The following is a 20075-nucleotide window of genomic DNA, read 5'->3' as shown; positions in this document are numbered from 1 at the left end:
CGTACCGTTGATGGGTGCGCACACCTGAGGTTTCGCGCAGGTGAGAAAGGTGAAGGTGGTTATGCCGAGTGGGTTTTTCAGTGATGTGCCGGGGATTCAGGTAGCGCATCAGAGTTTGGGGGATACAGGGTGCACGGTGATTGTGGCACCGGAGTCTGCAACCTGTGCTGTAGATGTGCGCGGCGGGGGACCGGGGACGCGGGAGACGGATCTTTTAGAGCCCCACAATACTGTCAGTAGGGTGCATGCGGTGTGTTTGTCGGGCGGTTCCGCTTATGGTTTGGCGGCGGCTGACGGGGTGATGCGGGCGCTTGAGGAACATGGTATTGGGTTTCGGGTGCTCGAAGATACGCCGGGTCCGATTGTTCCGATTGTGCCCGCCGCGGTGATTTTTGATTTGTTGGTGGGCGATCCGGCTCATCGTCCGACTGTGGCTGATGGTTATGCGGCAGCACAAGCGGCGCTTGCTAATCCGGCATCCTGCGATTCTGGTTCGGTAGGTGCTGGCTGTGGTGCATCTGCTGGTGTGTTGCGGGGTGGTTTCGGTCAAAGTTCGCAGCAGATTGGTTCGTGGATGATGTCGGTAGGCATTGTGGCCAATCCCGTGGGCAGTGTGGTTGACCCCGACACCGGGTGCTTATGGGCTGACGCGAAGCACAAAGTTGATGTGGAGAAGTTTGAAAAACTTGTCCCGCTAGGCACAAAGCTCAACACCACGATCGGGGTGATTGCGACGAACGCACCATTGACAAAAGCGCAGGCAAAACGGGTGGCGATGGTCGGGCATGATGGGATTGCGATTGCGGTACGCCCCGCCCATTCCCCCCTTGATGGCGACACCCTGTTTTGCATGTCAACTGCCCCCGAAGCAACAGGAGTATCCGTGGCTCAACTGGGACAACTCTGTCAAGCTGCGAGCGTGCTCGTTGCCCGCGCGCTTGTCGACGCCGTCGTCAAGGCTCAACCTAACACCCAGCATCCCGGCGCCCCCGTCGCCTACAGTGAAATCGCCCTCACCTGAGCAAACAGCCCGCCACGGTGCCAGACCACGATAAGCGAAGTAAAATCAGTACACATTATGAGCACTATTCCTCCTTACTCGACTGGCCCAGAATCCTTTTCTGCATTCAACGGCCAGTCCCCCGCACCGAACAGCCCCATACCCGGCATCGTATCGGCGCGTGCCCGCGCAAAGACAGGAATTCGAATCGCCCTAGGTTTCCTCATCCTCACCTGGTCGATCCACATCGCCAACGAGTTCATCTTCGGCGGGGCCTTACAGTACTTCGGCATAGTGCCACTCGAACCATCCATGGCACTCCACGTCTTCACCGCACCACTAGTACACGGAAGCTTCGCACACCTCATCGCCAATACTGTACCCGGGGCACTGTTTGCATTCCTTGTCGGATATTCCGGCCGGCGAGTGTTCTGGGAAGTCACCATGATCGCAGTCGTCATCGGTGGTGCGGGAGTCTGGCTACTAGGGGGCGTGGGCACATTACACGTCGGCGCTAGTGGAGTGATCTACGGATGGCTTGCCTACCTCATCGTGCGCGGAGTCTTCAACCTCAGCTTTTCCCAAGTCCTCGTCGGAGTTTTACTGGCATTCATGTACTCCGGACTCGTCTGGGGAGTATTCCCCGGCGAAGCAGGAGTCAGCTGGCAAGGACACCTATTTGGCGCAGTCGGCGGAATCATCGCAGGCGCCTTCATCACCTCCGACGACCCACCGGCACTTCGGGCAAAAAAGGAAGCAAAGCGCATCCAAAAACGCGCAAAATAAACCCCAACCTCCTTCTAACGCGCCGGGCACGCTTTGGCACCAACGTTGCGATAACTCGACTTTCCCACCTCACACCCCGCTAACACTGCATGGGAGATGACGTGCGAAAGTCGAGTTTTTTGTGCCCGCAAACACCCCCGCACAAAAACACGCACTCCCCGTTACCCACCCCTGCGCCTTGCAACTCGACCTTTCCAGTTTTAGACCCCGGATTTTGGGCCCTTTGGGAGTAAAAGGTCGAGTTGGCTGTGTGTGGATACCTCAGCCCCTTCCCGTGTGCGCCCCAGTTAGGTTGCTCGACCTTTCCAGTTTTAAGCCCCAGTTTTTGCGCCCATTGGAAGCAAAAGGTCGAACTGGCTGTGTGCGTGGATACCCCAGCCCCTTCCCGTTTATGCCCCAGTTAGGTTGCTCGACCTTTCCAGTTTCAGACCCCTGATTTTGGGCCCTTTGGGAGTGAAAGGTCGAGTTGGCTGTGTGCGTGGATACCCCATCCCCTTCCCGTGTGCGCCCCAGTTGAGTTGCTCGACCTTTCCAGTTTCAGACCCCTGATTTTGGGCCCATAGGATGTGAAAGGTCGAACGAGAAAACACAAAAAAGGGGGGATTTCACCCCCATACACCCCTGCGACAATATAAGAAACTCTTACTAAAGATGCGAACCTGCTACAGGTATGTTTCCATCACAAATATGAACACCTTCTACTACACAACCATCCTCGGACTGAACGAACCTACCATCCCGTACAACCACCTGCTCAACCTGCGCAAAAACCTAAAACTACCCCCACGCATCTTCCGCCTTGCACCCACCAGAGCAATCAACTTCCCCACCTTCAGCGCACTAAAACCCAGCACCCAAAACCTACTACGCTGCTATGCCGTAGCCTCAACGACCCGCAGCGCAGTACTCACCGGAAGAGCAGCAGCCTGCGTGCTCGGCATCCCCTTTATCACCAACACCAAAACCCTACCCACCATCCACCTGACACTCCCGGGGAAAATGAAACCCCCAGCACAAAACAAACGCAACAAACACGCCACCTACACCTCACGGCTACTACCCGAAACAGACATCATCGAAGAAAACGGCATCCGCACCACCACGATCACCCGCACCTTCGTTGACCTCGTAGCCCTAGAAACCGATGAAGATATCGCCATGACCTTCATCGAAGCAGCCTTTCACACCAAACGCATCACAAAAAACCAAGCACTATACGAGCTGAAAAACATGCCAGCCATCCACGGCAAACCCCGCGCACACCAACTACTAAAAACCGCACGAACCAACAGTGAAAGCCTCTACGAAACCAAAGCACGCCGCCTCATCGAACACGCCCAACACTACATCCCAGAAATCACCAGCATCGACACCCAAGTAATAGTCAACAGCTACCGCATCGACATAGTCGTCAACGGATTCATCGCCGTCGAAATCGACGGACGGTTCAAAACCCGCAACAACCTCAACGCCCTAGAAAACGAAAGATTCAGAGAAAAACACATCCAAAACCACGGCTACATCATCATCCGCTACCACCCCGACGAAATAGACCCCAGCCTAACCAGAAACGACATCCCCAACCTCCACCTACTAGACCACCCACTAATCCGACACATCCACACAATACTGACCAACCACCACAAACGCGCAGCTTAAAGCCACGAGAACTTAAGGAGGGGAGGGGGTAAGGAAAACCACCCCCAGAAGATTTTTCTGGGGGTGGTGGGAAGGTTCGGTCTTAGATCTTGCGGGCGATGATGCCGGCGATTTGGTCGTTGCCGTGGTGGGTCAGGTGTGTGGTGATGTTGTAGGGGGCGGAGGAGTTGTCGAAGATTCCGGCGACCCAGCGCTGGTCTTGTGGTGCGCACATGTCGTGGCCGGAGGATTCTTTTTCGAGGTCGATCCATTCTGCCCCAGTGGCGTTTGCTGCTTGGCGTTGCCAGTCGTGGACGGAGTTGAATGCGCTGCGGACGAATCCGAACTGGATGGGTAGTGCTGGGCTGTTGTTCCAGTGGATGGCGCAGACTTCGCCGTTGGGGCCGACCATGGCGGGGTAGCCGAGGAATGCGATGCGGGCGTTGGGGGCTGCTTGGCGGATGCGGGCTACTTGGGTGCGCATTTCGTCGACGAAGTTTTTCGTTTGGACGTTGTAGAAGCCGGGTGCTTTCCAGGTGTCGTTGAAACCGATTTGGATGAGCACGTTGGTGGTGCTGGGGGTGAGTTGGTTTTGTTCGAGGGCGGTTGTGACTTGTTTGGAGAGTCGTTTGTTTTGTTCGATGGGGGCGTAGGCGACTGCGCCGGTGCAGGCGAAGTCTTCGACTTTGGCGCCGGTGTGGCGGGCGAGTGCGGAGGCTACGCGGTTTTCGCCGCGGGGGCAGCGCCACTGGCCGGGGGCGTTCGGGGTGACTTTACCGGGGCCTTGGAAGCGGTCGGCCCAGAGGAAGTAGGGGTTTGCGAGGAGGGAGTCGCCGAACATGACGACCTGCTTTTGTTGCGCGTGCGCTTCTGGGGCAAAGATGCTGGTGTTGAGGCTGAGGCAGGCTGTCGCGGCCAAGGTGGTTGCGATGAGGCGGCGGGTCAGGGTGGCGAACATGAAAGGCTAGGACTCCCGTGGTGGTGAATAATTGCGTGGTGTGTACTCACTATAAGGTTCAGTACTTAGTTCCCTTGAGGAACACTTCGGATATTAACAATACTTTATTACACTAGTGCGCTAAAGCCTGGTGCGGGAAGGCGGTAGGATGGGGAGCGTGCATTCTACTGATTCCGATGATCTCAGCTGCCCTGATCGTTCGTTGACACCTGGGGAGGGGGTGCGGTTGCCTGTTTTGGGTGGCGGTGAGTCCGGCGTCGATACGCTGTTGCGCCCGGACGCGCCGATTGGGATTTTCGATTCGGGCGTTGGGGGGTTGACTGTTGCGCGCACAATTATGGAGCAGATGCCGAACGAGTCTGTGATCTATATTGGGGACACTGCGAACAGCCCGTACGGGCCGAAGCCGATTGCCCAGGTGCGCAGGTTGGCGCTGGATATTGCGGATGATTTGGTTGCGCGTGGGTGCAAGATGATTGTGATTGCGTGCAATACGGCGTCGGCGGCGTGTGTGCGGGATGCCCGTGAGCGTTACGATATCCCAGTTTTGGAGGTGATTCAGCCCGCTGTGCGGCGCGCGATCTCCTCGACCCGTAACGGAAAGATCGGGGTGATCGGGACGGTGGGGACGATTAATTCGGGCGCGTACCAGGAAATGTTTGCGGTTAATCCGCATGTGGAGGCGTTTTCGCAGCCGTGTCCTAGGTTTGTGGATTTTGTTGAGCGCGGCATCACGGCTGGCCGCCAGATTTTGGGCATTGCGCAGGCGTATGTGGAGCCGTTGCAGGCTGCGGGTGTGGACACGCTGGTGTTAGGGTGTACGCACTATCCGCTGTTGTCGGGTGTGATTCAGCTTGCGATCGGCGATCATGTGCAGCTTGTCAGTTCGGCGGAGGAGACTGCGAAAGATGTGATGCGTGAGCTTTCTGCCCGCTCTTTGCTTGCCGACGCCGACAACAACCCCAACCCCAGCAAGACGTTTGAAGCGACCGGGGATCCAGAATTGTTTGCTCAGTTAGCCCAGCGATTCCTTGGACCACATGTGACCTGTGTCGAACATCGGCGCAGGGTGTAATCTTTTCGCCAGTTTGGCAAAATTCTTTTCAATCAGCGCCGAAACGTGGGAAAGTATCCATCATGAAGGTCGTTGTTCTCGGAAGCTCAGGAAGCCTCGGATCCCCAGGCAATCCCGCCTCGGGCTATCTTATTCAGCTTGACAATGCCCCGAGCATTGTGATGGATTTGGGCCCTGGGGCTTTGGCTAATCTTCAGGCAGTGCAGAACCCTAGCGACGCCCACGTGGTTTTTTCTCATCTTCATCCTGATCATTGTTTGGATTTTCCTTCGTTAATGGTGTGGCGTCGCTACCATCCGGAGTTTCTGGCCAAGGGTCGTAATTATTGTGCGGGTCCTTCTGATACTCCTGTGCGTATGGGCCGGTTGAGCGCTGATATACCTGAGGGTATTGATGATTTCAGTGATACTTTTGCGTTTTTGCCGTGGGAGGCGCATAAGCCGCACCATATTGATCGGGTGACTATTACTCCGTTTACAGCTATTCATCCGATTGAAAGTTACAGTTTGCGCCTAGAAGAAAACGCCACGGGTAAAGTGATTGCTTATTCGGGGGATACTGCCTATACCACTGAGCTTATCGACTGCGCCCGCAATGCCGACCTTTTCCTCTGCGAGGCGACTTGGGGCGATACTTCCGAAGGGAAGGTGCCTGATATGCACATTTCCGGTGCAGAGGCAGGCAAAATTGCAACACTGGCCGGGGTGAAGCATCTTGTGCTCACACACATCCCGCCGTGGGCTGATCCCCAGGTGACGCTGCAGGCGGCGCGCGAGCATTATGCAGGCCCAATTGATCTTGCGATGCCCGGCGGCATTTTTGAGGTGTAGACCTTTTAAGCTCTTAAGTTTTTTCAGCTGTGCGGTAGGGTGTTGTGCATGACTGAAATCACTACCCCTGCAACCTCCACATATACTCGCGCTGATGGGCGTGGCGTGGACCAGCTGCGCACTGTGAAAATCACCCGCGGTTTCACAACGAACCCTGCGGGTTCTGTGCTCATTGAGTACGGCAATACGCGCGTGATGTGTACTGCAAGCGTTGAAACTGGTGTCCCTCGTTTCAAGAAGGATTCCGGGGAGGGCTGGCTGACTGCTGAATATTCGATGCTGCCGGCTGCCACCCACGAGCGCATGCCCCGCGAGTCGATGCGCGGCAAGGTGAAGGGGCGCACGCACGAGATTTCCCGCCTCGTGGGCCGTAGTTTGCGTGCGGCTGTGGATTTGAAGGCGCTGGGGGAGAACACAATCCAGATCGACTGCGATGTGCTGCAAGCTGATGGTGGAACCCGCACCGCCAGCATCACCGGCGCTTACGTCGCGCTTGCCGACGCCATCTCCTACCTAAAAGATAAAGGTGTTGTCCCCGGCGAGCCACTGTTGCCACCTGTGGCCGCGGTCAGTGTCGGTGTGCTTGACGGCACCGTGATCCTCGACCTGCCCTATGAGGAAGACTGCCGCGCTGAAGTAGACATGAATGTGATCATGACCGCCGCAGGCGATTTCGTGGAAATCCAAGGCACTGGTGAACACGCGAACTTCAACCGCACCCAGCTGTCCACCATGCTCGACTTCGGGGAGAAGGGCTGCCGTGAGCTGATTGCTGCCCAACAAGCTGCACTAGGACACTAAACATGGATATCCTGCTTGCTTCGAATAACGCGAAGAAACTCAAAGAACTGCACAGCATTCTTGCCGACGCAGGCATCACCGGTGTGAACATCCTACCCCTCAGCGCCGCCCCAACCTACACCGAACCCGTCGAAGACGGCCGCACCTTCGCCGATAATGCACTGATCAAAGCCCGTGCCGGTGCGAAACACACCGGGCTGATCACGCTTGCCGACGACTCCGGCCTCAGCGTCGACGAACTCAACGGCTGCCCCGGGGTGCTCTCCGCACGCTGGTGCGGAACCCACGGAAATGATGCGGACAATAATGCGCTGCTATTGGCACAAATGCAGCATGTGCCAGCCGAGCGTCGACACGCAGCATTCGTGAGCACCTGCGCACTAGTCACCCCCGACGGTGAGGAACACGTTGTGGAAGGCCGCTGGGAAGGCAAGCTGCTGAAGCAACCGCAAGGCACCAACGGCTTTGGCTACGACCCACTTTTCCTCCCCAACGAAGAAATCGCGGCAGGCACCATGCGCTCGTCCGCCGAACTCAGCGCGGAAGAAAAGAACGCAATCAGCCATCGCGGACGCGCCCTCGCCCAACTAGTGCCGATCATCGCGCAACTCGCCACCCAATAAAAAATGCTCCCTCACAAAGGGAGCATTTTTAATTACAGCTGGAACTTTTCCTTCACTTCATCACGACGCCACTTCTCCACAAAGAAAGACAAGAACGGAATACACCCAGCCAGCGCAGTCACAACCCACCGCAGCGGCGGCCACAACGCCTTCGTACCCAAATTCAACGTAGCCAGCAAATACACCATGTAGAACAAGCCATGAACCTGACCAATATAGTGCATCCACTCCGGGACCGCCACACCCATGCCATATTCAGCAACCATGCGACCCACAAGGAACAAAAGCCACACACCAGTAACCCACGCACTCATGGAGAAAAACGTTAACGCCTGCTTCACACGACGCTGACGCTCAGGATGAACCGGCACAGCCTGATTCGGGGTAGACACAAAAAACTCCTTTATTTACTGTTACGCCTACGAGTAGGACGATTACGCTCGTTGAACTCCTCAACGGTGAGCTGAGTACGCTCAGGCAGAAAACCCTCATCAATCTCAACCGGCGTCTGCGCTTCAGGAACAGAAACATAAGTCTGCCCCTCAACCTCCGCCGCAGCCTTCTCATTCTCATACTGCAAAATCTTGCGGTAGGTATAAACAAAGAACAGCCCAAAGAAAGGCCACTGGAACGCATAGCCTAGATTCTGAAAAGTTCCCGAACCAGATTGAAAACGAGTCCACTGCCACCACGCCAACGCAATCGTGCAGGACACAAGCACACCAAGGAACAGAATGTGCCACACTTTCACACGCAGCTTCGGACTTGGCGCAGAATTCTTACTCACAAGGCTCAAGCCTATCAAACCCAAAGACTAGAAAAATCCCACTCAACCACAGAACAAACCTCAGTTTGCATACACACCACTTGTTTAAGTATCATTGCCTAGCACGCGCCCGTGGCGAAATTGGCAGACGCGCTGGATTTAGGTTCCAGTGTCTTATGACGTGGGAGTTCAAGTCTCCCCGGGCGCACCACATTAAAAAAGGGAGACGCATATGCGTCTCCCTTTTAATGCGCCTTGTGTCGTTGAATCACCAACCCATCCCCGCTTATGTGGGGAACTTGCCACCAACGCACGTGACCCAAACTGCCACAGCGGATCATCCCCGCTTACGTGGGGAACTTGTGATGACGTGTGGAAAGTGGAACGTCTAGAGCGGATCATCCCCGCTTACGTGGGGAACTTTTACCCGAATACTCCACATGCAACTCCTCAACCGGATCATCCCCGCTTACGTGGGGAACTTCAACCTGTGTCACATGCCCAAAGGTAGGCAACCGGATCATCCCCGCTTACGTGGGGAACTTACGTCGACGGACTCCGTGAATTACGTAGAACCCGGATCATCCCCGCTTACGTGGGGAACTTTCTGGTGCATCACCAAACCAATCATGGAGGACAGGATCATCCCCGCTTACGTGGGGAACTTACAGGTGCCCCATGCTCTTTGACTTCGATCCCCTGGATCATCCCCGCTTACGTGGGGAACTTAATGCGTTAACAGCAGCAGAATCAGCTGGATACGGATCATCCCCGCTTACGTGGGGAACTTTTGATCGACTGGATCAAGGAAGCAGCAGACAACGGATCATCCCCGCTTACGTGGGGAACTTGGGAAACCAGTCAATGACATTACCCAACGAGACGGATCATCCCCGCTTACGTGGGAAACTTTACGGTTTTTCACTCTGGCACGTCGGGCGCGACGGATCATCCCCGCTTACGTGGGGAACTTTTACGAAATAGCTGCAGGATACCTCGCTATTTCGGATCATCCCCGCTTACGTGGGGAACTTGAAATTCGGTGAGGGGCCGGTACCCAATAACACGGATCATCCCCGCTTACGTGGGGAACTTACACTCACAACGCGGAATAGACGCCCCGAAGCCGGATCATCCCCGCTTACGTGGGGAACTTCACAAAGGGGCGTCGTGAGCGCATGGCTAAGGCGGATCATCCCCGCTTACGTGGGGAACTTTGTACCGGTGCCCTGATGGGCATGGTTGGCACCGGATCATCCCCGCTTACGTGGGGAACTTAGAAATAGGTTCGTCGGTTGTATCGGCGTCACCGGATCATCCCCGCTTACGTGGGGAACTTGGGCGTTGGCTGGAGACTCATAATATGTGATCCGGATCATCCCCGCTTACGTGGGGAACTTGTGGTGAGGCTGACCCGATCGAGCGCTACGGTGGGATCATCCCCGCTTACGTGGGGAACTTGCCACGCTATCGGTGAGTTTCATGTTCCAGCCCGGATCATCCCCGCTTACGTGGGGAACTTCCGGCGGGCTGGTTTTAAAAAACCGTTCACCACGGATCATCCCCGCTTACGTGGGGAACTTGGGTCGACCTTGCGCCTGACTTGTGACATTTTGGTGTGTTGTATTTCATATTGACACTGTGGCCTTGGTGTTTGGTTGTGGGGTGGGGTGAAATTCCTGACTAATCGGGTAGTTGTGGGGGTAGTCGTAAACTGTTGAGTATGTCACTGCCGAGGATTCGTATTGTTCCGACTGCTTCTGGGGCTTCAGCGGTGCAGGTTCTGTGGCGGTATGTTGATAACAAGCCGGTGTTGGATCATATTGGTTCTGCGCATACGCCTGAAGAGCTTGCGTTGTTGAAAAGCCAGGCTCAGCGTTTGATTGATGGTGATCAGTTAACACTGGATTTTGGTGTTGCTAGTGGGGGCACAGGTGGGGTGGATGATCCTGTGCCTGTGATAGGGCAAAAAGCTGGGGATTTGTTAGATGCGATCCGGTCTGCGTTTGTTCATCTAGGTTTGGATGCTGCTACTGGAAGGGATCTATCGAGACACCACTACCGCCAGAAATCACCAGATTGCTCAATAGAATCTCGAAACCTGACTAAAATGTCACAAGTCCGGTGGGGAACTTGGGTCGACCTTGCGGGCACCCTCCATCACAGCCGGATCATCCCCGCTTACGTGGGGAACTTTAGCGGTAAAAAGTCCCTTACCCATTGGATCACGGATCATCCCCGCTTACGTGGGGAACTTTTGAACTCGGGGTATGGGGGTAAGGCGAGAACCGGATCATCCCCGCTTACGTGGGGAACTTTTGGTTGTTGCCATTGGTTCCGGGAGCCATTTCGGATCATCCCCGCTTACGTGGGGAACTTGTGACCGTGCTGCGTCGTTTGGCTGCGTTGTCTGGATCATCCCCGCTTACGTGGGGAACTTGTGGTGCGATCACATTTGAATGTGGCGCGAAGAGGATCATCCCCGCTTACGTGGGGAACTTCATCGAGCACCGCGTATCAGACTCCCCGTAGGCGGATCATCCCCGCTTACGTGGGGAACTTGGGGAGTTGGGTTTAGGCATAGGGGCAATCTCCGGATCATCCCCGCTTACGTGGGGAACTTCGGGCGGCTATCCATGCCCCCGGGGTGTTGACCGGATCATCCCCGCTTACGTGGGGAACTTCCGGCGGCTGCTTTTTGCGCGCCTGATTCGAGCGGATCATCCCCGCTTACGTGGGGAACTTAATATTCCGCACCAGCAGTTCGAGCAGCTGGTCGGATCATCCCCGCTTACGTGGGGAACTTCAACCCCTGACATGGTTTCCTTGGATGGAAAACGGATCATCCCCGCTTACGTGGGGAACTTCACTGGGGCGATCTGTCCCGACAGGAGCAGCGCGGATCATCCCCGCTTACGTGGGGAACTTAGATCATTTACGTGGTCGGCGCGGGTATTGGTCGGATCATCCCCGCTTACGTGGGGAACTTTCGAGGACGCGGTAAAGAACGGTCGACGGTTCCGGATCATCCCCGCTTACGTGGGGAACTTCAGCATTAAAGCTAATTCCGAAGCGGTCTTACTGGATCATCCCCGCTTACGTGGGGAACTTCATGATTAAATCCCCGTGATCTTCACAAGCGCCGGATCATCCCCGCTTACGTGGGGAACTTTAGCGGTAAAAAGTCCCTTACCCATTGGATCACGGATCATCCCCGCTTACGTGGGGAACTTTTGAACTCGGGGTATGGGGGTAAGGCGAGAACCGGATCATCCCCGCTTACGTGGGGAACTTAGTAGGTCACTGTGTCAAGCACGACGGTGCTTCGGATCATCCCCGCTTACGTGGGGAACTTAGATCATTCCGCTCCGCCTTAGACAACTTCGCCGGATCATCCCCGCTTACGTGGGGAACTTCGTGCTTTGATCTCGGCGAAGTCTTTCGCGTGCGGATCATCCCCGCTTACGTGGGGAACTTTATGGTGTGTGAAGTGTGGGGTGAAGGATAAGCGGATCATCCCCGCTTACGTGGGGAACTTGCGGGGGGTTTCAGTCGCTCCACGGCCCCAAAGGATCATCCCCGCTTACGTGGGGAACTTTCGCTGCGGATAGTGGCTCTCGATGCTGTGGTGGGATCATCCCCGCTTACGTGGGGAACTTAATCCAAAGCCGCCCGCAGCGCCAGCACCGGCCGGATCATCCCCGCTTACGTGGGGAACTTACCCTTCTCACTGCGCTGGATCATGCTGATTTCGGATCATCCCCGCTTACGTGGGGAACTTCCGCCCGCCCAGTCTTTTGATGAATACTCGGGGGGATCATCCCCGCTTACGTGGGGAACTTCGTTCATGTGTCGGTGCGTGCCCCCAATAAGCCGGATCATCCCCGCTTACGTGGGGAACTTCCGATATAGGTTTCTACCGCGTCAGCGAGGAAAGGATCATCCCCGCTTACGTGGGGAACTTACCATCATAATCAACGTCCTCATCGGCATCGGAGGATCATCCCCGCTTACGTGGGGAACTTGATCATTACGTAGCCGTCGTGCATAACTCGAACGGATCATCCCCGCTTACGTGGGGAACTTCACAAAAACGGGTTGGTTGCTAACCCTGATGAGGGATCATCCCCGCTTACGTGGGGAACTTTGCCGCAACTTGCGCAGCAGCCGACTTCACCGCGGATCATCCCCGCTTACGTGGGGAACTTGGGGTAACCCCACTAAACAATGTTTAGTGGGGAGGATCATCCCCGCTTACGTGGGGAACTTTTCTTCGAATCGGGCATGCTCCCACGGATACACGGATCATCCCCGCTTACGTGGGGAACTTTTCGTTACTGGGCGAAAGTCGGTGAATTGCACCGGATCATCCCCGCTTACGTGGGGAACTTGTCAATCTCAGGAAGGGCGACCGAGTAGAAGCCGGATCATCCCCGCTTACGTGGGGAACTTAATACATGTCCAAAATAGTCGAGGATATGTTTCGGATCATCCCCGCTTACGTGGGGAACTTCAAACCGACCTCGCGGTCTACCAGCACATCGCCGGATCATCCCCGCTTACGTGGGGAACTTTAGTTAATGTCCTTGACCATACGCTGGGTGAGCGGATCATCCCCGCTTACGTGGGGAACTTCGCAGCAGCAGTGGAAAGCTTCTCGAAAATAACGGATCATCCCCGCTTACGTGGGGAACTTGCCCGCTCCGGCATATAAATCGTCACAGTGACAGGATCATCCCCGCTTACGTGGGGAACTTCCTGTGGTTATTGCTTTGCAGCCGGATGGGCAGGGATCATCCCCGCTTACGTGGGGAACTTTGGGTAAGACTGGTCTGGCCTACGACCGGTTTAGGATCATCCCCGCTTACGTGGGGAACTTAGTTAACAACGTCTGCACGCGCGGGGCTGCCCAGGATCATCCCCGCTTACGTGGGGAACTTCTCACCTTCACCTACTGCCACGACTTCGACGACGGATCATCCCCGCTTACGTGGGGAACTTCCCCTTGCCTTCAGGCTTGCCTAAATCCCACACGGATCATCCCCGCTTACGTGGGGAACTTTTCTTGCGGAGGCGTTTCCGCCTGGGTGTTCGAGGATCATCCCCGCTTACGTGGGGAACTTGCGATTTCAACTGCCATGTCTAGGATTTGCAGCGGATCATCCCCGCTTACGTGGGGAACTTGTAAGTATAGGGGCGGTTGCCCTTAAGGTGCCCGGATCATCCCCGCTTACGTGGGGAACTTAGATTGCCGCGTATGTGGTTTTGTTTTTCCTGCGGATCATCCCCGCTTACGTGGGGAACTTCGCGTCGCTGTTCTAGCCATTCCTCACGGCTGCGGATCATCCCCGCTTACGTGGGGAACTTTCTATAACGTACCTATCGGGGTCTAAGCCAAACGGATCATCCCCGCTTACGTGGGGAACTTAAAGCGTCATGGGCTTGCAGCGTCGATTGGCGCGGATCATCCCCGCTTACGTGGGGAACTTCGAGGGGTTTCATGTTCAAGCGGCGTTCCGGCCGGATCATCCCCGCTTACGTGGGGAACTTCGTGCAAGTCATCTAGGCTGTCAACCTCTGCCAGGATCATCCCCGCTTACGTGGGGAACTTGTCGCCGCCAAGTCAGCGCCAACACCAACCAACGGATCATCCCCGCTTACGTGGGGAACTTTTACGCCAGCATTTCAGTGCTGATCTTGTGGGCGGATCATCCCCGCTTACGTGGGGAACTTTTAGGCATAAACCCCCAAAGATAAAGCCAACGAGGATCATCCCCGCTTACGTGGGGAACTTTGTTGGAAGTCAAACGTCGATGCGAGATTGTTCGGATCATCCCCGCTTACGTGGGGAACTTGCTGCATCTGCACTGGTGAAATTGCTCCAATCCGGATCATCCCCGCTTACGTGGGGAACTTGGTTTTCTCCGCAGTTGGTAGTGACCCGATGCCGGATCATCCCCGCTTACGTGGGGAACTTACTGCTCTCTAAAAAGAAGCTTCGCGCCCTGACGGATCATCCCCGCTTACGTGGGGAACTTACCGTGACATTATGCCAGGCATCATGGTGCGCCGGATCATCCCCGCTTACGTGGGGAACTTTGGCGCAAATCTGGTTTTGCAGATGGAAAGAAAGGATCATCCCCGCTTACGTGGGGAACTTCTCGAATTTGAATGCACCTGCCGTAAGCAAGCCGGATCATCCCCGCTTACGTGGGGAACTTCTCACCAAGCTCGATTAGTGATGCGTTGAGCTGGGATCATCCCCGCTTACGTGGGGAACTTGTTCAAGGTTATGAAGGGAATCTAACACTCACCGGATCATCCCCGCTTACGTGGGGAACTTAATCTGTTTTCCGCACCTTGGCCGTGAAGGTTCGGATCATCCCCGCTTACGTGGGGAACTTTTGATAGTCTCCTATGCTCGGGTATGCTCACGAGGATCATCCCCGCTTACGTGGGGAACTTGCCTACAACGTCGTGGCGCGATTAGCGCATACCGGATCATCCCCGCTTACGTGGGGAACTTTAACTTGACCTGCGCATATGCATGTGGGTAAACGGATCATCCCCGCTTACGTGGGGAACTTCTCACTTAACTTCGCGCCTGGCTGCTCGGGCGCGGATCATCCCCGCTTACGTGGGGAACTTTCCCAGAATGTAACCTGAGCGAGTTTACCGTTCGGATCATCCCCGCTTACGTGGGGAACTTCACCACCGCCGAATTTAAAGAAGTGTTCTTCGCGGATCATCCCCGCTTACGTGGGGAACTTTACGTCAAGTTTTCGTATCCATTCCCGCGCTGCGGATCATCCCCGCTTACGTGGGGAACTTAAGCAGATCGACAGATTCTTTTTTCAAAGTACCGGATCATCCCCGCTTACGTGGGGAACTTATCCTTAGGCACCATGCGAAGCGCTTCCAACACGGATCATCCCCGCTTACGTGGGGAACTTTTGGGCAAGATTGGCGAACGCGGCACCTTGGTCGGATCATCCCCGCTTACGTGGGGAACTTCGCCGTTCTTCCAGTTCTTCGACGCGGTAAACCGGATCATCCCCGCTTACGTGGGGAACTTGCCTGAAATGGGTTATCGCCACTGATGCAGAACGGATCATCCCCGCTTACGTGGGGAACTTATAAGTCTTATGAATCTGGTGACCCGTCAAGCCGGATCATCCCCGCTTACGTGGGGAACTTAAGGGGAGGGAAAAAAAGGGCAGGGCGCGGGGCGGATCATCCCCGCTTACGTGGGGAACTTTAGAAACCATTAAGGGGCTATGACTATGGCTACGGATCATCCCCGCTTACGTGGGGAACTTTTTGTGTTCGGCTAGTTCGTGGGCGGCGGTTCCGGATCATCCCCGCTTACGTGGGGAACTTCGTGGCCGTCGTCTCCGGAGAAGCGGAAGGCGCGGATCATCCCCGCTTACGTGGGGAACTTGTGGGCGGTTAAGGTCACTCGTGCGCAAACTGCGGATCATCCCCGCTTACGTGGGGAACTTGAAAAAGCCATGCAGGGCCACAACTGGCCGGGCGGATCATCCCCGCTTACGTGGGGAACTTTTATGGCCGCAGTCGCAGGTACGACGGGTGCGCGGATCATCCCCGCTTACGTGGGGAACTTACCACGGGTAGCAACGCCTCACCGAGCACTGCCGGATCATCCCCGCTTACGTGGGGAACTTCTGTACCGCCCGCGCCCTCGATCACCGCAGCTAGGATCATCCCCGCTTACGTGGGGAACTTAAACAGGCTTGTCACGCACCACGATAGTAAATCGGATCATCCCCGCTTACGTGGGGAACTTCCTATGGCGTAGCTCAAATTGGGGTACCTGCCCGGATCATCCCCGCTTACGTGGGGAACTTGATTTTCCACGCATCAGTAGCCAGCTTAACACCGGATCATCCCCGCTTACGTGGGGAACTTCCTACGTTTACGTCGTCGGAATTGAGCCGAATCGGATCATCCCCGCTTACGTGGGGAACTTACCACCTTGTTCGGATCGACGGGGCACGGGAACGGATCATCCCCGCTTACGTGGGGAACTTAGCTACTAGGGGCGGTACTACTGACCGCCCGCCGGATCATCCCCGCTTACGTGGGGAACTTCCTATGGCGTAGCTCAAATTGGGGTACCTGCCCGGATCATCCCCGCTTACGTGGGGAACTTGCTGCTTTAACTACCTCGACTGACACGCACTCAGGATCATCCCCGCTTACGTGGGGAACTTGCGGGTACGATTTTTTGCACTAGAATAGACTCCGGATCATCCCCGCTTACGTGGGGAACTTGACCCCTCCGGTGAGCTCATTCAGGGCGATGCCGGATCATCCCCGCTTACGTGGGGAACTTAAACTCTACATTGCAAAATATCTGGGATACATAGGATCATCCCCGCTTACGTGGGGAACTTGGGGTTGGCATAAACGTAAAATCAAACCCACGCGGATCATCCCCGCTTACGTGGGGAACTTGGGGTGGTGATATTGGAGACTGCGTACACACCCGGATCATCCCCGCTTACGTGGGGAACTTCGCCGTTCTTCCAGTTCTTCGACGCGGTAAACCGGATCATCCCCGCTTACGTGGGGAACTTTAGGTCGCGTAGCTCAAATTGGGGTACCTGCCCGGATCATCCCCGCTTACGTGGGGAACTTTAGGTCGCGTAGCTCAAATTGGGGTACCTGCCCGGATCATCCCCGCTTACGTGGGGAACTTGGGGTGGTGATATTGGAGACTGCGTACACACCCGGATCATCCCCGCTTACGTGGGGAACTTGTTTGCCGGCTACTTCTGCGGCTGATGCAGCTCGGATCATCCCCGCTTACGTGGGGAACTTTATCTATAACTGGACTTATGTCCATTATTAAACGGATCATCCCCGCTTACGTGGGGAACTTCTCGTTTTTTGCCTGTTTGGCATCAGCGAGAATGGATCATCCCCGCTTACGTGGGGAACTTGAGCTTCGATCTGCTATAGAAACCTCCCCTATAGGATCATCCCCGCTTACGTGGGGAACTTGGCCTATTAATGACCCGCTACGCGGGCGGGGTCGGATCATCCCCGCTTACGTGGGGAACTTTAGCCATCAGCGACAAAATAGAAGGAGGTAAAAGGATCATCCCCGCTTACGTGGGGAACTTAAATGGCACAAACTAGGAGCCGGACCCGCAGACGGATCATCCCCGCTTACGTGGGGAACTTTATCACTGATGCGATTGACACTATCGGAGTTCAGGATCATCCCCGCTTACGTGGGGAACTTTTGTGTACTTCGGTTGTGGATTGTCCGGTGGCCGGATCATCCCCGCTTACGTGGGGAACTTCCGGCGGTAGATGGGCGGATCATTGGGCGCCCCGGATCATCCCCGCTTACGTGGGGAACTTGCACTGTGACCGCCCGCCGTGGCTCGATCACCAGGATCATCCCCGCTTACGTGGGGAACTTTCCGGACGCTTCCGCCCAGTCGAGGGCGACCGCGGATCATCCCCGCTTACGTGGGGAACTTTTTGTCTGGGTCTAGCCAGGTGCCGCGGTTCTCGGATCATCCCCGCTTACGTGGGGAACTTACTAGTTGACATGCAGGTTTAGAACCGGTTTCCTTATTTTAGAATCACTTTATAAATTAACCGAAGCGGCGGCGCCGCCCAGCATTAGACCAGCCTTTCTTCGGTTTCTTCGATTTATTGGCGTAAGTGCGAGATTGACGCCTAACAAGGTGCAACCCTTCGATATCTATTACCTCCCAATCATGATTGTGAACCTGGAAGCTATAACCCTGCTCAAGGTCACGTGAAGTAAAAGTCATAATCGCGCGACCTGTCTTACATTCGGCCACCACCAAAGACCACAATTTTTCCCGGATTCTAGGATTGACTTTGCCTACAAAAACACCAGTTGAAATTTCGCTCAACCAACGTGTGAGATGGCCTCTGAGAGATTCAGGACATGCAGTTAAAACTATCGTGATCATGGATCGACCTCGTAATTCAAACCGCCAGAAACTCGTTTGTTAGAGTTATCCCAAAGCTGAATAATCGAAGCTTCAAACCAGTCATCTTCCTCAGCCTTATTTGCTTCTTCCGGAAGCAAAAGATTCTTAATGTCGGTGACAATCCGCTCGACAATTCGCGATTGTTTAAAAGCATTACGGCACGAACGACGTGTAAAAGAAGGAAGCTCATCCAACTGAAAATCCAAGTCCCGCATTGCAACAACTGCTTCAAAAGCGATGGGGATCGTCACCTCTGCTTTGTACAAGTCAGCGATATCGTAGACAAATGATCGATCATGCCCTGTATGAATGATCCCTAAACCAGGAGAACAACCCAAAGCAACGATGGATCCATGGACTACACCGTACAAACTAGTATGAGCTGCGGAGAGCGCGATATTTATAGGGTCGGAGGACATGAAATTATTGCTGTCATATTCCCGTCGACGCCACTCGACATCGTGCTGCTTCGCCATTTCGGAATACAATCGACGAACACGAGCACCTTCACGCCCACGTAATTGCTGCATTGAAAGTCCGGACGTGTCCTCACCATCAAAACGCATCTCATACATCTTTCGCGCGGTAGCAAGTCGTAAACGTGTATTGCTAACTATTTTGGCTTGAGCCTCCAAAAGACGAGTATTTCGCCCAATTGGCCGTCCATGTGCGTAATAGCGCACACCTTCTTCGCCAACCCACACAACACTCATGCCGGAATCTGCAATTGTTGCCATGGCTTGGTGCGTAACCCGAGTGCCAGGTCCTAACATAAGGACAGAAAGGACAGCACTCGGAATATGGATGACCCCATTGTCATCAGTAGCAGTTAACGCCGAAGAGCTCTTACCAATGGTGCAATGCTCCAAATAGAGGAAAGAGATGCGATCGTCAGCGCGAACCAAACTACTCGGCTGCGTTGGGGCCATTCCAGGGATATCTTTACCCACCTGAATAAGGGGCAAGAGTGATCATGCCCAACCCATAAGCCTTGCCCTTGCCGATTCCGGAGACGAGAGCATTACGTAAAAGTTGGGGGTCTGAGACTGAAAGCACACCTTCAAAAGTGCACTTCTGAAGAGTGACAGTACTATTGTCATGCCGGAAACGTACTTGGCGAGACTCAGTAATTGCAAAAGTTGGAGCCCCTTCATCATTCGATGCGGAAAATCCATTCTTTGCAGATCGAGTTAACAACCAATTAACCTGATCTTCTTCACGAAATAGTGGAACTCGACGTTTCTTACCATCCTCACAAAGAGTATCTTTCACAGGATTCGCAGTTAAACGAAACGAGTACCTTTGCCCACGCTGAAGACGATCAAGTAACTGATCATAATTTCGCGTCTCCCAAGTAACCTCCTGTGACCAACCTCCTTGTTCTTGTAGATGCTCGAAGGATGGGCAGCGATCGCTCACTAACCATAAGGTCACCGAGTTGTTCACACGCTCCAAACGCCATAATGAGCGAGGGTTTTTATCGTCATAGTGGGGAGGGAAACAAGCTTCAACAGCAGCATGCATCGCTCGCGGATTCGTGAGAAATTTAGCAGTTTCTCGTCGCCTAGCATTGAGACCCATACGACTCAGATAAACC

Annotated in this window: 13 protein-coding genes, 1 tRNA gene and 2 CRISPR repeat arrays; of the genes, 8 read left to right on the top strand and 6 right to left on the bottom strand. The window is 54.9% G+C overall.

Translation table 11 applies throughout. From position 1 onward, the window contains the following. Nucleotides 1–61: 61 nt before the first annotated feature. The 3 genes from CFELI_RS10655 (at nt 62) to CFELI_RS10645 (ending at nt 3445) form a co-directional block, all read left to right on the top strand. On the top strand, nt 62–1021 hold the full coding sequence (locus CFELI_RS10655) for a P1 family peptidase (RefSeq protein ID WP_277103983.1): 960 nt from the start codon (nt 62–64) through the stop codon (nt 1019–1021). Between the two features lie 57 nt (nt 1022–1078). Continuing rightward, complete coding sequence (locus CFELI_RS10650) at nt 1079–1786, top strand: rhomboid family intramembrane serine protease (RefSeq protein ID WP_277103982.1); 708 nt, start codon at nt 1079–1081, stop codon at nt 1784–1786. Between the two features lie 687 nt (nt 1787–2473). After that, nucleotides 2474–3445 (top strand): putative endonuclease domain-containing protein, encoded by a 972-nt coding sequence (locus CFELI_RS10645; protein ID WP_290259014.1) that lies wholly within the window; start codon nt 2474–2476, stop codon nt 3443–3445. Between the two features lie 82 nt (nt 3446–3527). Here the strand turns inward: CFELI_RS10645 and CFELI_RS10640 are convergent, their stop codons facing one another. Next, the gene (locus CFELI_RS10640) at nt 3528–4382 is read right to left on the bottom strand and encodes a GDSL-type esterase/lipase family protein (RefSeq protein WP_277104238.1); all 855 of its coding nucleotides are present in this window, start codon (nt 4380–4382) and stop codon (nt 3528–3530) included. A 265-nt stretch (nt 4383–4647) separates the two neighbouring features. Between CFELI_RS10640 and murI the strand changes: the two genes are divergently transcribed. From murI to rdgB, 4 genes are all read left to right on the top strand, one after another. Further along, nucleotides 4648–5457 (top strand): glutamate racemase, encoded by an 810-nt coding sequence (gene murI, locus CFELI_RS10635; protein WP_277104265.1) that lies wholly within the window; start codon nt 4648–4650, stop codon nt 5455–5457. A 62-nt stretch (nt 5458–5519) separates the two neighbouring features. Further along, nucleotides 5520–6287, top strand: coding sequence for an MBL fold metallo-hydrolase (locus tag CFELI_RS10630; RefSeq protein ID WP_277104239.1), 768 nt, complete (start codon nt 5520–5522; stop codon nt 6285–6287). 48 nt (nt 6288–6335) lie between these two features. Further along, complete coding sequence (gene rph / locus CFELI_RS10625) at nt 6336–7088, top strand: ribonuclease PH (RefSeq protein WP_277104240.1); 753 nt, start codon at nt 6336–6338, stop codon at nt 7086–7088. Nucleotides 7089–7090: 2 nt separating this feature from the next. Beyond that, on the top strand, nt 7091–7711 hold the full coding sequence (gene rdgB, locus CFELI_RS10620; protein WP_277104241.1) for an RdgB/HAM1 family non-canonical purine NTP pyrophosphatase: 621 nt from the start codon (nt 7091–7093) through the stop codon (nt 7709–7711). A gap of 32 nt (nt 7712–7743) precedes the next feature. On the opposite strand, the gene CFELI_RS10615 is transcribed toward rdgB, so the two are convergent. Together CFELI_RS10615 and CFELI_RS10610 are read right to left on the bottom strand one after the other, a co-directional pair. Further along, entirely contained in the window at nt 7744–8103 is a 360-nt protein-coding gene (locus CFELI_RS10615; RefSeq protein ID WP_277104242.1) for a DUF3817 domain-containing protein, read from the bottom strand. An 11-nt stretch (nt 8104–8114) separates the two neighbouring features. Continuing rightward, on the bottom strand, nt 8115–8498 hold the full coding sequence (locus tag CFELI_RS10610) for a hypothetical protein (RefSeq protein WP_277104243.1): 384 nt from the start codon (nt 8496–8498) through the stop codon (nt 8115–8117). Nucleotides 8499–8603: 105 nt separating this feature from the next. Here CFELI_RS10610 and CFELI_RS10605 point away from each other — a divergent pair. After that, nucleotides 8604–8688: transfer RNA gene (locus tag CFELI_RS10605), tRNA-Leu, on the top strand. A gap of 61 nt (nt 8689–8749) precedes the next feature. Further along, nucleotides 8750–10060: direct repeats of the CRISPR family, unit length 29 nt; unit sequence CGGATCATCCCCGCTTACGTGGGGAACTT. Nucleotides 10061–10643: 583 nt separating this feature from the next. Beyond that, a CRISPR array of direct repeats spans nt 10644–18053; the repeat unit is 29 nt; unit sequence CGGATCATCCCCGCTTACGTGGGGAACTT. A 56-nt stretch (nt 18054–18109) separates the two neighbouring features. On the opposite strand, the gene cas2e is transcribed toward CFELI_RS10605, so the two are convergent. Genes cas2e through cas6e form a run of 3 tightly spaced genes read right to left on the bottom strand, consistent with a single transcriptional unit; the run spans nt 18110 to nt 20059 of the window. Then, nucleotides 18110–18457: a type I-E CRISPR-associated endoribonuclease Cas2e gene (cas2e, locus tag CFELI_RS10600; RefSeq protein WP_277104244.1), complete on the bottom strand. Its 348-nt coding sequence runs from the start codon at nt 18455–18457 to the stop codon at nt 18110–18112. Beyond that, complete coding sequence (gene cas1e / locus CFELI_RS10595) at nt 18454–19407, bottom strand: type I-E CRISPR-associated endonuclease Cas1e (RefSeq protein ID WP_290259013.1); 954 nt, start codon at nt 19405–19407, stop codon at nt 18454–18456. The genes cas2e and cas1e overlap by 4 nt, the downstream gene beginning before the upstream one ends. 13 nt (nt 19408–19420) lie before the next feature. Next, nucleotides 19421–20059, bottom strand: coding sequence for a type I-E CRISPR-associated protein Cas6/Cse3/CasE (gene cas6e, locus CFELI_RS10590; protein ID WP_277104266.1), 639 nt, complete (start codon nt 20057–20059; stop codon nt 19421–19423). Nucleotides 20060–20075 lie beyond the last annotated feature (16 nt).

Source organism: Corynebacterium felinum (assembly GCF_030408755.1).
Taxonomy (GTDB): domain Bacteria; phylum Actinomycetota; class Actinomycetes; order Mycobacteriales; family Mycobacteriaceae; genus Corynebacterium; species Corynebacterium felinum.
The sequence above is the reverse complement of the archived record's forward strand: the minus strand, read 5'-3'. Positions and strand labels throughout refer to the sequence as shown.

Coding starts and splice junctions, on each gene's coding strand:
- CFELI_RS10655 (WP_277103983.1), top strand. CDS start 62: ATGCCGAGTGGGTTTTTCAGTGATGTGCCGGGGATTCAGGTAGCGCAT.
- CFELI_RS10650 (WP_277103982.1), top strand. CDS start 1,079: ATGAGCACTATTCCTCCTTACTCGACTGGCCCAGAATCCTTTTCTGCA.
- CFELI_RS10645 (WP_290259014.1), top strand. CDS start 2,474: ATGAACACCTTCTACTACACAACCATCCTCGGACTGAACGAACCTACC.
- CFELI_RS10640 (WP_277104238.1), bottom strand. CDS start 4,382: ATGTTCGCCACCCTGACCCGCCGCCTCATCGCAACCACCTTGGCCGCG.
- CFELI_RS10630 (WP_277104239.1), top strand. CDS start 5,520: ATGAAGGTCGTTGTTCTCGGAAGCTCAGGAAGCCTCGGATCCCCAGGC.
- rph (WP_277104240.1), top strand. CDS start 6,336: ATGACTGAAATCACTACCCCTGCAACCTCCACATATACTCGCGCTGAT.
- rdgB (WP_277104241.1), top strand. CDS start 7,091: ATGGATATCCTGCTTGCTTCGAATAACGCGAAGAAACTCAAAGAACTG.
- cas2e (WP_277104244.1), bottom strand. CDS start 18,457: ATGATCACGATAGTTTTAACTGCATGTCCTGAATCTCTCAGAGGCCAT.
- cas1e (WP_290259013.1), bottom strand. CDS start 19,407: ATGGCCCCAACGCAGCCGAGTAGTTTGGTTCGCGCTGACGATCGCATC.
- cas6e (WP_277104266.1), bottom strand. CDS start 20,059: ATGGGTCTCAATGCTAGGCGACGAGAAACTGCTAAATTTCTCACGAAT.